The sequence below is a fragment of the Blautia wexlerae DSM 19850 genome, from assembly GCF_025148125.1.
In the GTDB taxonomy this organism is placed as follows: Bacteria; Bacillota; Clostridia; order Lachnospirales; family Lachnospiraceae; genus Blautia_A; species Blautia_A wexlerae.
This window is the reverse complement of the sequence record NZ_CP102267.1, coordinates 2,664,959-2,678,637: the sequence shown is the minus strand read 5'-3', so window position 1 is coordinate 2,678,637 and position 13,679 is coordinate 2,664,959. Positions and strand designations below refer to the sequence as shown.

The 13,679-nt window shown below is 37.8% G+C and carries 15 protein-coding genes and 2 pseudogenes; 15 read left to right on the top strand and 2 right to left on the bottom strand.

Annotated elements, in window-relative coordinates; translation table 11 throughout:
- Positions 1–106: 106 nt before the first annotated feature.
- Positions 107–1,282: a DUF4238 domain-containing protein gene (locus NQ550_RS12345; protein WP_025578725.1), complete on the top strand. Its 1,176-nt coding sequence runs from the start codon at positions 107–109 to the stop codon at positions 1,280–1,282.
- A 97-nt stretch (positions 1,283–1,379) separates the two neighbouring features.
- On the opposite strand, the gene NQ550_RS12340 is transcribed toward NQ550_RS12345, so the two are convergent.
- Entirely contained in the window at positions 1,380–1,541 is a 162-nt protein-coding gene (locus NQ550_RS12340; RefSeq protein ID WP_025578727.1) for a type II toxin-antitoxin system antitoxin, read from the bottom strand.
- Positions 1,542–1,669: 128 nt separating this feature from the next.
- Between NQ550_RS12340 and NQ550_RS12335 the strand changes: the two genes are divergently transcribed.
- The 14 genes and pseudogenes from NQ550_RS12335 to NQ550_RS12270 all read left to right on the top strand — a co-directional run bounded on the left by NQ550_RS12335 (position 1,670) and on the right by NQ550_RS12270 (position 12,053).
- Positions 1,670–1,930 (top strand): hypothetical protein, encoded by a 261-nt coding sequence (locus NQ550_RS12335; RefSeq protein ID WP_025578728.1) that lies wholly within the window; start codon positions 1,670–1,672, stop codon positions 1,928–1,930.
- Between the two features lie 174 nt (positions 1,931–2,104).
- Complete coding sequence (locus NQ550_RS12330) at positions 2,105–2,542, top strand: sigma factor-like helix-turn-helix DNA-binding protein (RefSeq protein ID WP_025578730.1); 438 nt, start codon at positions 2,105–2,107, stop codon at positions 2,540–2,542.
- Positions 2,535–2,777: a helix-turn-helix domain-containing protein gene (locus NQ550_RS12325; protein ID WP_025578731.1), complete on the top strand. Its 243-nt coding sequence runs from the start codon at positions 2,535–2,537 to the stop codon at positions 2,775–2,777. Before NQ550_RS12330 ends, NQ550_RS12325 begins: the two co-directional genes overlap by 8 nt.
- A 359-nt stretch (positions 2,778–3,136) precedes the next feature.
- Positions 3,137–3,292, top strand: a complete 156-nt coding sequence (locus NQ550_RS12320) for a hypothetical protein (RefSeq protein ID WP_172730325.1) — start codon at positions 3,137–3,139, stop codon at positions 3,290–3,292.
- Positions 3,279–3,509, top strand: a complete 231-nt coding sequence (locus NQ550_RS12315; RefSeq protein WP_259837429.1) for a hypothetical protein — start codon at positions 3,279–3,281, stop codon at positions 3,507–3,509. The genes NQ550_RS12320 and NQ550_RS12315 overlap by 14 nt, the downstream gene beginning before the upstream one ends.
- Before the next feature lie 238 nt (positions 3,510–3,747).
- Complete coding sequence (locus NQ550_RS12310; protein ID WP_025578736.1) at positions 3,748–4,749, top strand: hypothetical protein; 1,002 nt, start codon at positions 3,748–3,750, stop codon at positions 4,747–4,749.
- A gap of 23 nt (positions 4,750–4,772) precedes the next feature.
- A pseudogene (tnpA, locus tag NQ550_RS12305) lies at positions 4,773–5,101 on the top strand (IS200/IS605 family transposase); the annotation flags it as partial.
- A 74-nt stretch (positions 5,102–5,175) separates the two neighbouring features.
- Positions 5,176–6,279: pseudogene (locus tag NQ550_RS12300) on the top strand (RNA-guided endonuclease TnpB family protein).
- Positions 6,280–6,749: 470 nt separating this feature from the next.
- Complete coding sequence (locus tag NQ550_RS12295) at positions 6,750–7,268, top strand: RNA polymerase sigma factor (RefSeq protein ID WP_025578738.1); 519 nt, start codon at positions 6,750–6,752, stop codon at positions 7,266–7,268.
- The gene (locus NQ550_RS12290; protein WP_025578740.1) at positions 7,268–8,695 is read left to right on the top strand and encodes a DUF4179 domain-containing protein; all 1,428 of its coding nucleotides are present in this window, start codon (positions 7,268–7,270) and stop codon (positions 8,693–8,695) included. Before NQ550_RS12295 ends, NQ550_RS12290 begins: the two co-directional genes overlap by 1 nt.
- A gap of 156 nt (positions 8,696–8,851) precedes the next feature.
- Positions 8,852–10,255, top strand: a complete 1,404-nt coding sequence (locus NQ550_RS12285) for a L,D-transpeptidase family protein (protein WP_259837423.1) — start codon at positions 8,852–8,854, stop codon at positions 10,253–10,255.
- Positions 10,256–10,551: 296 nt separating this feature from the next.
- Positions 10,552–10,992 carry a hypothetical protein gene (locus NQ550_RS12280; RefSeq protein ID WP_025578742.1) on the top strand — a complete coding sequence of 147 codons (441 nt, stop codon included), beginning with the start codon at positions 10,552–10,554 and terminating at the stop codon, positions 10,990–10,992.
- A gap of 189 nt (positions 10,993–11,181) precedes the next feature.
- Positions 11,182–11,424 carry a hypothetical protein gene (locus NQ550_RS12275; protein WP_020994008.1) on the top strand — a complete coding sequence of 81 codons (243 nt, stop codon included), beginning with the start codon at positions 11,182–11,184 and terminating at the stop codon, positions 11,422–11,424.
- Positions 11,424–12,053: a hypothetical protein gene (locus NQ550_RS12270; RefSeq protein ID WP_008703665.1), complete on the top strand. Its 630-nt coding sequence runs from the start codon at positions 11,424–11,426 to the stop codon at positions 12,051–12,053. Before NQ550_RS12275 ends, NQ550_RS12270 begins: the two co-directional genes overlap by 1 nt.
- Positions 12,054–12,467: 414 nt before the next feature.
- Here the strand turns inward: NQ550_RS12270 and NQ550_RS12265 are convergent, their stop codons facing one another.
- Positions 12,468–13,661, bottom strand: coding sequence for a site-specific integrase (locus NQ550_RS12265; protein ID WP_022398882.1), 1,194 nt, complete (start codon positions 13,659–13,661; stop codon positions 12,468–12,470).
- Positions 13,662–13,679 lie beyond the last annotated feature (18 nt).

Below are 13,679 nucleotides of genomic sequence, written 5' to 3'. Positions count from 1 at the left end.
AAAAGATGAGCATTGTGTAGTTAGATAAATACTTGTTATTTTGTATTATTATTGTTAATATATTTTTAGGTTAATATATAAAATAAATGGAAAGTGGTGAAGTATAATGAATAATCAAAAAAATGACAAACGACGTCAGCATTATGTGCCCAAATTTTATCTTCGTAATTTTTCTGAAAATAATAAGTCCGTTGGGATATATCTTTTTAAGGAAAATAAGATGATTAAACACGCTTCCATTAATGATAATCTCTGGAAAGAATATTATTATGGAGAAGATGCGGTGGTGGAAAATAAATTGGCTGATTACGAAGGACGATGGAATGAAATTATTTCTTCCATACTTGAGACAGAAAGTCTTCCTGATACAGAAAAAGATTTGGCATGTTTACGTTTTTTCATATTAATTGCATCTGCTCGTACATTAAAACGTGGAAATCAAATAAATAGTGACTATAACACATTAATAAAAAAAATTCTTGAGATAGAAGATCCAGAACTTTTAAAAAAAATAATAAATAGCGATGTTTGGATTGAAATGCAACATCCAGCATTAGTTTCTATAAAAGCGGCCCAAGAATTTTTGCCATTAGTAGTTGATCTGAAAATGGATTTACTAATTAACAAGAGTGAAGAGAGTTTTGTGACTTCTGATAATCCTGTTGTATTTTGTAATCAATTATTTCAAGAAAAAAATTTGTCCCGTGGATTTGGATGGGGAGAGATTGGAATACAGTTTATTATTCCGGTTAGCGCAAAAATTGCTGTTTGTATGTACGATGGTGAGGTATATGATATGAAAGAAAAAATATTGACTTCATGCAGTACAATAAATAAGCTGAATGAATTATTTTTGAATAATTCTGATGAAATGATTGTTTTTGAGTATAATGAAAAAGTAGCAAAAAATGAAAAGATAAATTATATTGATAAACTCATTAAAAAACCGAAACATATTTTGGAGTCAGATGAAAATGGCAATGTAATAAAATTTGTGAACAAACAAATTGCCGGAAGATATGATTTATCGGACATATTTGAAATAAAGCATAAGTATATAGAAATGAATATATCAAGTCATACAAAAGAAGAAGTTGAAGAGAAAATTAAAGAAAAAATTAAAGAAAAAATGAAGTCTGATATAGAAAAAACGCAAACAATGTCAGACACCGAAATACAAAAATTTTTAGAAAGTAAAAATGATGAATTAATAGAAATTGTGTTTGATGATATGATAAGACCATGGGTTAAATTATGTGAACATATATTTAATCTTTCTTAAGTGATATAACATTTCCATTAACAGATAAATAGTTTTTAGGTTGCTAATAAACGCAATGTGATATTAAGGGGGGATGAACAGAACCCCCTTTTACAAATTATTCCAGCTTTCCATGTTTTTTCTCGTACTCGGAAATTGCCTGTCTAATCAGATATAAAATTTCTCCATTGATAGAACGTCCATCATATTCTGCCATACTTTTCAGTTTTCTATGTGTATCTGAATCAATACGCAGTCCTAAGTGTTTATCTTTTTCCATAATAATCTCTCCTTAAAAATAAGTTCGAAATAAGTACATTCTAAGTATTTATATTAGACAAAAAGTTTGATAAGATGTTTTATATGAACTTATTTTAAGTACATAAAATATTTCAAAGGAGGCAGGAGATGAACGGACTAACAATTATCAAAAAGATATTGCAAAGAATTAATTTTATGCGTAAATACATGGACTATTACATATTTAATCGTGTGATGATCTCGCAGGAGAGAATGATATATCCGCTATCATTTTATATGAAATCTAAGAAAGAACAGGAGAAGATTGTTGAAGAAATCAGGAAAGAATTGCTGGAATATATAGATGAAATATCTAGGAAGTATCTGGATGATGAAAACGAGGCATTGGAGAATGACACAAAATCATAAATATGGAAGTTAAAGATCTGGTTTATTTATGTTTACTGAAATTGTGATTATGAAATAAATCAGATTTTTTTGTAAAAAAATATGTAAGACCCGAACATTTCCCCCTCGCCGGTTGGGAGATATAGCGAAAGGAAAAAACTTTGCTATATCTCCCAACCGGCGAGGGGGATTTTTATGGGTGAGGATTGTTCCTGTTATAAGGAAAGGATCCGGCATGAATTTGACAGAGCATGTATACTGGCAATCAATGGAGAGGCAGCAAACTATTTCAAGGCATTGGACCGGTACGGAAAAAGAGAAACCAGTTTTTCTGAGCTGTCAGAAGTACAGCTTGGGGAATTATATACCGTAGATGAATACAGTGTAGAAAATTTCTTTTTTCAAGTATTGGAATATGATATAGAGGTCAAAGACCCGAAGATCGCAATGGCATTAGAGAAACTTACGGAAAGAAAACGGAATGTAATTTTGCTTTACTTCTTTATGGATATGAACGATGTGGAAATTGCGAAGAGCATGAATTTGGTACGTAGCACTGTCTGCGAACACCGTAAGCGTTCTCTTGAAATATTAAAAGAAATTTTAAAGGAGGCAGAGACTGCCGATGGATAAAAGAAAAGAGCCATTAAACAGAAAACTGCCTGAATATGAAGTGATCCAGAAAGCAGCATCCGGAAACATTCTGGCTGTAAATCAGATCCTGGATCATTACCGTGGATACATAATAAAGAAATCCATCAGAAGATTAAAAGATGAGTATGGAAACACTTACTGTTATGTAGACGAAACATTACGTCAGTGTCTGGAGAATCAATTAGTTAAAAAAATCATAAATTTCAAATTATAACAAGAGATATAGAAACTTTTTTCCTTTCTGAATGTTTTCCCCCTATTGCACCTTGAAAATTTAATAGAAGTATCCCAGGTACGTTACTGTAATTAGGAGCAACAGGATTCGTGCCGCCATGATCTAAAGATAGGGAGCGATAAGCGCAGGTCAAAACAGACTTATTGGTACAGTCTGCTTGCCATGAGAAATTGCAGGGATAATGATACTTCTGTCCAGCCATAGGTATCCCCATGGGGACAGTAATTGAAAATAGATTAAGCCGCGCAGGGTTATGACGTTCAGACCATGAACGGCCTGGGACTCTTTTGAAAAAGAACTTTGTGACACGATGTCATAAAGTGAAAGGAGAACGCTGTATGGTATGTATTGCTATTTTACTGGTATTTTTAGAGGGTAATTCTATTCTTATGTATGCCTGTCTGATCGTTGCAAAGCGGGCAGATCAGGATGCAGAAATCATGTTTAAAAAGAAAATCAATGAAAAAACAGCAGGAGAGAATGATGGAAAATAAAATATACCGCCCTCAGATAAGACTGCATCGTGACAAACCGGAAGACCGGATCATCATAGAGAAAATCGAAAACAGAGATCAGTTACTGCATAAAACAGTAAATGATTATATCAAACATGCAGTTTACGCCTTTGAAGATAAAAAGATTCCATTGCCAGAGGAACAAAACCAGATGGAAACAGAACTGAAAGGGTTATTCGATACACATAAATTTTAATTGGGATTAAGGAAAAAGTGAGATGAAAGATCTTGCTTTTTTTATTGTAAAAATGGGGATGTGATGCCTATGAATGTGTGAGATTCTAATGAAAACGCAGAGAAAAAGAGGAGGAAAGCCCATGATTAAAAAAACATATGGAAAAGTAGTTGCGTTTTTCATGGTACTGTTAATGATCGTGAATACGGTGATCGGTTATCTGCCGTTTTCCGCGCAGATCGTATAGGCTGCAAGCGCAATGACATTAAAGACCATACAGAACGGCACGGATGTCACGACTATTGATCCGAGACAAGACAGTATCATTACTTTTAAATGGAATAAGAATAACGGATTTAAAACTGTAAATGTAGACAACGATATGTCCCCTATTATGGATGTATCAAAAGACGCGGCAGGAAAGAGTGTAAAAGTAGACAACCTTGGAGATAAAAAGCCGAAGATCATCTACTATAAAGCTGCCTACGATAAGATCAACAAAGTCTACTACAATGTAGAAATGACCGTTACCAACTGGAAAAAGCAGCCGTTCAGCTGGATCGATGTGCCGACAGGCAAAGCAATCCCTCCGTTTATCCGGTTCCATACAACAAAGATCGGTATCAGTATCCGTGGACTTGACTATATTGATACCACTTTTCAATGGACGAAATACGGAGAAGACAGTTCAGGTAAAAAGCAGTCCCTGAAATTAACCGATGAGGAAACCGCCAGACTCCGTTCCTATATTACATTAAGTGACCTGGATGCTGCGCAGGCATTCCGCATCAATGAACAGCCGGGTATGGTCGGCATTTATAAATTAAAGGGTTATGACCATATCTATCAGGAGGGAGGAAATGTAGTTTCCAAAGATGTCCTGACAACAGATGCAGATAAAAAAGCCTGGGTTACTGCCTATATAAAAGGAGCAGACCAGTTTTCCCTCCGCTTTTATGAGGGGATGAATTTTGGTAACCTGGGAAGCGGGGATACCATAAGAAATGCACGTACCTCTGCCGGAAACATTGGAAGCTCTTATTACAGCTTTACCAGCAAGTGTCTTTTAACCATCCCGAAAGTTGTAGATCCGAATGAGCCGGATATCGAGAAAAGGGTAGGGGACAAAGGAACTGCCTGGGATGATGCAGAGGAAGCAACGGACAAAGAGACCGCCTATGAGATCCAGGATTATAATGAATTTGACTATCTTGTAAGATCTGCAGGTCCAGGGATTGAAATAGAAAATTATACAAGATAAAAGATCAAAAAAGGACTGGTTTTATGGAAAAAATAGATCACAATGCACATTCAGTATATTTGATGTATTATCATCTGATCATGGTGGTAAAATATCGAAGAAAAGTTATCAATGACCCAATTTCAGAAAGAGCAAAAGAAATATGGGAATATATTGCACCCCGATATGGAATTGTTTTGGAGGAATGGAATCATGATATTGACCATGTGCATGTAATGTTTCGTGCACAGCCTAAAACGGGACTCAGTAAATTTATCAATGCATATAAAAGCGCCAGCAGCAGGCTGCTGAAAAAAGAGTATCCGGAAATCCGGGAGAACTTTGGAAAGAAGCATTCTGGAGCCAGAGTTTCTGCCTTTTGACGGCAGGAGGGGCACCAGTTGAAGTAATCCGTCAATACATCGAAACCCAGGGAGAGAAAAAGAATTGAACATAGCATATCGTTTCCGGATCTATCCAACAGAAGAACAGAAGATACTCCTTGGAAAAACATTTGGCTGCTGCCGTTTTCTGTATAACCAGATGCTTAATGACAAGATCCGGGAGTATAAAAAGACGAAAAAGCTGTTAAAAAATACACCAGCCATGTATAAAAAGGAGTATCCATTTCTGAGAGAAGTAGATTCGCTGGCACTGGCAAATGTTCAGCTTCATCTGGAGAAAGCATATAAGAACTTTTTCCGTGATCCCAAGGTTGGATTTCCACGTTTCAAGTCAAAACATCACTCCCAAAACAGTTACACAACAAATGTAGTCAACGGAAATATTCTGGTAGAAGATAAGCGGATCCGGCTTCCAAAATTAAAATGGATCTCCATGAAAAAACGCAGGGAGCCTGCAGAAAACTGCTGCCTGAAATCAGTGACAGTCAGTATGGAGCCGTCCGGAAAGTATTTTGCAAGTCTGCTGTATGAAGGATACAGCTGCGAAAACCAAGCAGCAGATAAAGATTACAGCAATGCCAAAATACTGGGGATTGATTATGCGATGCAGGGGATGGCAGTGTTTTCATAAGAGATTGAGCTTGAAAAAGCAGGATTCTTCAGAAGAAATGAAAAAAGGCTGGCGAGAGAGCAGCGTAAACTGTCGAGATGTGTAAAAGAAAGCCGCAATTATGTGCGGCAGAAAAAGAAAGTTGCCAGGTGCCATGAAAAAATACGAAACCAGAGAAAAGATTATCTGCATAAACTGAGCCGCAGGATCACAGACCAGTACGATATAGTCGCGGTAGAAGATATTGATATGAAAGCAATGAGCCGGGGCCTGCATTTTGGAAAAAGTGTACAGGATAATGGATACGGGATGTTCCGGAATATGCTGGATTATAAGCTTTCCTGGAAGGGAAAGAAATTAGTAAAGACAGACCGCTTTTTCCCTTCAAGCAAAAAATGCAGTAAATGCGGAAAGATAAAAAAAGAGCTGGGATTATCTGAAAGAGTATACCGCTGCACGTGTGGAAATGAGATGGACAGAGATCGAAATGCAGCGATCAATATCCGTGAAGAGGCAAGAAGGATGCTGGCAGTATAAACTGTCCATATCCGGACAATAAGTAAGAAAATACGCCCGTGTCCGGGCAAAAAGAATCGCGGGGCACGCGAGGATAGCTTGTAGATACTTGGCTCAGTAGAGTCATTGAGCAAGAAGCCCCCACTTCAAAATCTGGGATTTAAGTGGTGGGAGCATGTCACAACCTGATGAGACAGAGGACATGATTTTTGATTGATCTGTCCTGAGGGGCTGGAATCATTGACAGCCGTATCATGTAAAAACACATGGTACGGCTGTTTTTAGTACCTGGAATATTTTATAGCACCTTTCCGGGTAATCATGAAAAGCATGGAAGTGTTCAAACTAATCTTTTGGGGATTTTCTGAGATTGTTAAAAAAAGTGCAACTTTTTTGGGAGTTTGCACGTCTAATAAGTAGAAGCACATAAAGAAAAGCTTTTATACAATATTTCCTGATGACCGGTCTGATATAGGAGAAGGGAGACGACAATGAATGAGATTTTGATACGAAAAGCAAAGAAAGGCGATAAAGATGCTTTTTGTCGGCTTATAGATGAGAATGTACAGAGTATGTACAAGGTTGCAGCAGCATATCTGAAAAATGATGAAGATGTTGCGGATGCAATACAGGATACGATTCTTTCCTGCTATGAAAATCTGAAAAGTCTGAAACAGAACAGATATTTCAAGACATGGATGATTCGAATTCTGATCAATAAGTGCAAGGACATGATACAGAAGAAAAAGCTGGTTACTTATACGGATCAGATGCCGGAAACGCCTTTTCACGAAGAAAAATATGCAGCAATGGAATGGATCCAGGCCTTAGAGCCATTGGACAGTAAATACCGCTTGGTTATTCTTCTATACTATATGGAAGGATTTGGTATCCGGGAAATCAGTGACATTCTGGATATGAAGGAAAGCACTGTAAAATCTCGTCTTTATCGTGGCAGAAAACAGATTGCAGAGATGTATGGATATAAGGTTAAGGAGGGACGTGCCTAATGATGACTTTAAATTATAATGAGAAAGACTTTCAGAAAAAACTTCAAAAGGATATAGAAATGCCGGAAATCGTGAATGAACATATTAATCAGGCATATCGTTTGATTGAAAATAACACTGTTTTACAGAGAAAAGCATCAAAGGATCCATATCATTGGATGAAAAGTGGAGGCAGGATAGCAGGAGGTATGGCAGCGGTACTGGCAGTAGGATTTGTATTCTGTGCAATCAATCCGGTAATGGCAAAGAATATCCCGGTTGTAGGAGGACTCTTTGAAATTTTACAGGATAATGTGAGTTTCTTTGGTGACTTTTCAGATCATGCAACAACTTTGGAAGCTGTTGATGGAACGAAGACAGACAGCAGTGAAACAGATGGAGCCAAGAACGGCAACGCCAATAGTGGTGCTGCTTACACTAAAACTGCAGATGGGCTGACAATTACATGCTCTGAGGTGTATGCTAACAGCCAGGCGATTTATGTGACCATGCAGTTTAAAAGTGATACACCATTTCCGGAGACAGAAACTTTGGCGGAAAATGGAACACCGGTCATTGATCTGGATATGACTGGTGGTGTGGACTTTAATCCGGATGCCAGTCCTGTAATTGATGGTCAGGTGGAAGGACAATTTCTGGATGATAACACTTATGCATGTATTTTCCGCTATGATCTGGCAGAAGCTGCAAAAGATTATACTGAATACAGCGAGAAATACAATGAGATGACGCAGCAGGTACTGGACGAGATGGGAATAACACTGGACGATCTGGACGATCAGACAGATGAAGGATATGCGCTGTTGGAAGAGTTTACAAATAAAGTGTCTGAACGTGGTGGGGAATATCAGAAATATATTAAAGAAATTGAAATTCCAGATACCTTTAATCTGCATCTGGACATCACGAAGGTAAAAGGACTGGAAGCAAACTACCAGTGGTCAGAAGAGGATGAGAAAAAATATGGAACGGATGCCGGTTACTACAAATATGAAGGTGACTGGAGCTTCGATATCCCGGTTACGGTAGATGATTCCCAGACAGAAGTATTGGAACTTAATGATACAAACGATGCAGGTATTGGACTTAAATCGGTGATTCGTACTCCATATGAATTAACGGTAAATGAACTTTATAAGGAAGGTTCCAACAGTGATTGCTTCATGGTAGCTCTTGATGCCAATGGAAACACACTTCCGTACAATGAGTCTACTGGAAACTGTAATAACTTCGCAATTCAGGACAGAGATATTTCTACGGTAGACATTTATTTTCTGGATTATGTCCAGTATATGGATGAGCTGAAAGGTCAGCAGAATTTTGATAATCCTACGAAAGAGGATGGACAAAAATGGAAAAAACTTCTGGAGGAGAATGCGAAGTACCATAAGACATTGCATTTTGACAATGACAATGCAAAAAACTAATTGATATAAAAGAAAGATGAATAAGATATGAGACAAAAAGAAGTGATAGGGCAATCAATAAGAACCTCAAAATCGGCAAGACCCGGAACAATTACTTATGTGCCGATGAACAAGTCTGAATTCAGATCTACTGTATTTTCAGACAAAAACAAAATTATGAAAATAGTTGTAATGCTTATAGTGATGATTTTGGTTATTAGCTGTTGTGTGTATGCAGGTATATCTTATTATTACTCATATCACTTCTTTTTGGGTACGACCATCAATGGAATTGACAGTTCAAATAAGACAGCTTATGAAGTTGAGCAGGAGATTGCAGGGAAAAAGGATAACTATGTTATTCAGGTAAGTGCAAGGATGCAGGAACCTCAGACTATTACAGGTAAAGACATTGATTATCAATATGTATCCAGCGGGGAAATCCTTCAGCTGCTGAAGACTCAGAAACCATGGGAATGGATCAGAGGTTTTTTTGAAACGAAAAATTATATGGTTCAAGAAGAGACTGTTTTCAGTCGGGAAAAGCTGGAGGAACAGGTAAGTTCATTAAATTGTGCCAAAAAAGAGAATCAGATAGCACCGGAAAATGCGTATGTAAGTTTTTCTAATTCAGAATTTACTATTGTGCCAGAGACAGAAGGCAGTGAATTAAATGCCAAGGAAGCTTATCAGATGATAAGCAGAGCAATTGATAATGAGGCGGCAGATGTAGATCTGGGAAGCAATCCAAAGGCTTATAAGGAAGCAGATGTGACGAGAGATAGTTCAGAACTTCAGAATATGGTAAATATGTATAATGGCCTGGCAAAAGTAAATATCACATATACATTTGGAGATGAAACGGTAACACTTGACGGGAATACCATCAAAAACTGGCTGCAGTTTGACGAGAAAGGGCAGTTGCTTCCGGATGATGGAGCCTTCAGGCAGCATGTAGTGGATTATGTGGCACAGCTTGCAGCAGATCATGATACAGTTGGCACTGAAAGACAATTTGAGACCACAAGCGGAAGGATTGTGTATGTATATGGCTCAGCCTATGGATGGAAGATTGATCAGGACAAGGAAGCAGCACAGCTCATGCAGGAAATTCAATCAGGAACCCAGACAACCAGGGAACCGGTATATTCTATGAGAGCAAATGCACATGGGATCAATGATCTCGGAGATACATATATAGAGGTAGATCTTACAGAGCAGTATATGTGGTATTATCAGAATGGAAATATTATTTTTCAATCAGAAATCGTATCCGGACTGCCAGGTGATCCGGATAGAAAAACACCCCCTGGAATATTCACACTGAATTCAAAGAGCAGTCCGTCTGTGCTGCGAGGTGAAATGACAGCAAATGGAACCTATTCTTATGAACAGCCGGTAACGTACTGGATGCCATTCAATGGAGGAATTGGCTTTCATGATGCAGACTGGCAGCCGTACTTTGGTGGTGACAGATATCTTACAGGTGGTTCTCATGGATGCATCAATCTTCCCCCGGAAAATGCCGGGCAGCTTTATAGTCTTATTCAGTATGATGTCCCGATAATTTGTTTTTACTAATTCTATATTATTCTGCCAGACGGCTTTAATTAATATGTTTTCAATCCGCCGGATATTTGTTTTTGGAAAAGAAGACCTCATTTTTAAAGAATAAAAAAATACCTGTGATGTGGGCAAAACTTTTTCAGGATCTTTTAAAAGATTGTGACCGGGAGATATATTCAAATCCGCAATTTTATACATGGAAGAAAACAAAGTAATAGCAAGTCGAATGGCTGTGTATTAAAATTAGGTAATGTAATTGAAGAAAAGATATGATATCATATGGGTAACAAATTGAACTGTGTGTGGAGGTGATGGCTGTGAAGAAAAAAGTGACAATAGTGTTGGTCATTATTAGTATTGTTGCTATAAGTACAATGATTATGTTTTCAACATATAAGTCTTCAGAAGCCTGTCGAAAAGCAAATGCCGCGATACAGTGGGATTGTTCTGTAACCTGTGCGGAAGAGTCAACGCCTGATTCTTATGTAATTACATATTCTGATGCAAAAATTTTATCCAAAACAGGCGTGTTGACGGTTCAGAACAGAAACGATTTTGACGTTATTGTGCATCTGCTCTGCGAAGGAAAACAGGAACTCGTATCTGGCAGTATTCCTGCGGGTGGTTGCTATTCTTTTCTGAACGTTACAGATAAAGAATACACGGTAGGTATTCATGCTGATGTTGGTGAAAATACGGATATAAAAGTATTTGTATATGACGGAAAAGACACCGAACCATATACACGATAAATTTTTTATAAAAATGCATGAACCAAAAAACTAAAAGTGAAATCTCTGTGAAACAGGAAAGTTTCTTGACAGTAATACCAAGAACTCCTATAATGAAACCAATCTATTGGTTTTAGACACTTAGATACGTGTATGGACATAAATATAGAAACAGGAAAGTAAAATTTGTAAAGAAGTGTGGAGATTGATATGTATAAGATTAACAGTTCATCACAAAAAATACTTGAAAAGATGCTGGGAAAGAAATATCGGGAAATTGTAGATATGGACTATGATGACGAGATTTCGTATATCCAAAAAAAGAACAACAGAAAATTGGTATTTTCTAATAAGGTGGATCACAGGAAAGTGGGACGTGGAAATCCTTTATTGTCCAGAAGACGTATTAAAACAATGGATAAAGTAAATGCAGGATTGTCGAGGATTAAATAATGTCAGAAAGTACCAATAGTACACCAGTGTTTAAGGAAGAATATCAAAAACAAATAGCTGATATTTATAAACAGTACCAACAAACGGTAAAACCTTATGTAGCTCAATTGGAGGTAATGGAAAATGAATTTCCGATAGAAATCTTAAATGAAGTCAGGGCTATTATGAGTCATATAGCAAAATGCTATGAAATTACAAATGAGGAACTAATTCAAAAGAATATAGGAAAAGCCAAGAGTCATATGAAGCGTTGTGTACTGGATTGCTATAAGTATCTGTGCCTTGCGTACAGTGATTATTATGAAAATTTTGTACATAAATATCGCTTTACAGATTTAACTGTTGTAGATAATGGGGAATTTTGGTCAGATCTTTGTGAAACCGTATCTAAAGCAAAAAAGCAGTTAATACTTGCTAAGCAAAAGGAAGGTATGGTTGAAGATGTGGAAGACGCATACAACGAATTTGAGGCGGCGTATAATCAATATCATAGAGTGTATGAGATTATCGAAAATTCATATCGTCATCTAATAAAACTTAAAAGAAAGACGTTTTGGAAGGTAGCAATTTCCGTTTTAGCTTGGATAATCCCTCTTGTTCTTTCAATTGTGTTATTCTTTCTCGGATAAGAATATGGAAAGCATTATCGCTAAAAACGGTAGTGCTTTTTATTTTATTTTTTAAGGAAAAACGAATGGAAACTTTTGAAATGCCGTTTAAATTGGGAAATGATGCAAAAGCGGCCCTTGTAGGAGAAATATGTACTTGCAGACTATGAAGACAAAACAGAGCTGCATTTAATAGCAAATTTGAGATAGAGTGTATAGAAACAAACTATACGTTCTATTTTGGGGCTTTTTTGAGAAAAATCACAAAGTAATTTTTGACTATCTTTTCAAAAGTTCTTATATGCCGGTATAGCCTATTGTTACAGGCTTTTCCGGCATTTTTTGTTATGGAAGATATTCTCAAATCTTCTTATATCCCCGTATGTTTTGGTGTTCAAAAGTAGTATGTGGAGTAGTAAATTCTCCGTTTACTACTTATGCAATCAGCCGCTTCATTTCTGTTATCGACGTTTCGGAAGTCGTATGCGCGTAATAGTTCAGCGTCATATTGATGTTGGAATGTCCCATGATGTACTGCAATGCCTTTGGGTTCATTCCTGCATTTGCTAACGTGGTGCAGAATGTGTGGCGTAAGGTGTGCGGTGTCATTACCTTTGGCAATGCTACCTTTTGCGTTTTTGTGTATTTCCTTACAAGCCCCCGGAACATACTTTCATAGTTGACTGCCACTTTTGGCAAGCCGTTCCGGTTAAGAAACAGAAACTTTGTGTAGCCCTCTAAAATAACAGGCTGTGCATATTTCCGTTTGTTCAGCACCCGTTGAAATGCTTCCAACACTTTTTCACTCATAGGAATAACCCGATTGCCGCTTTTCGTCTTAGGCGTTTCCACATAGTAACCCACGTCTGCAATCTTCAAAAGTTGGTGGTCTACATTGATAAGCTGTTTGTCTAAGTCAATGTCAGCTTCCGTCAGTCCGCAGAGTTCCGAAATGCGAAGCCCTGTCCCTAACAGTATGATAATCTCGTCGTAGTATTTCTGATAGACTTTATCATGCTGCACAAAGGACAGAAAAGCCGCTTCCTGCGTAGGGGATAGAGGTTCCTTTGGTTCCGTATCATCTTCAAGGACTGTGTTCAACTGGAAGTCAAATGGATTTTTACGAATACAATCGTCCTGTATGGCTGTGTAAAAAGCAGCCTTTAAGGAACGCTTGTGGTTGTTGATAGTCTTGAAGCCGTAACCTTTTTCTTTCATGCGTAATGCCCATTCCTTTGCGTCGGAGAGCTTCACATTTTCAATCCGGCAGGCTCCAAGTTTATCCTCCTGCAAAATCCGCATGAGCTGTTTTCGCCCCTGCTTTGTACCATGCCGCACATTTGCCCGGTGGCGTATCTGCTTTGCGTAGAGTTGGCAGACCGTCATTTTCTTTCCGATATGGTCGATACCGTCGTCAAGGTCTTTTTGGATTTCTTTCTCTTTTTCCCTCAACGCTATATCGTCGCGTTTTCCTGCCGGGGTTTTGTCCGTAGGTACTAACTTCCAAGAATACACAAACTGCGGTTTTCCAAAGGTATCTATATATTTGTAGGCATATCTCCCGTCTTTTCTCTGGCTCTCTCCGGTGCGGAGAATACGATTTTTATTATCCCGTCTTTTTTCCGACATCGTTATGCTCCTTTCCAT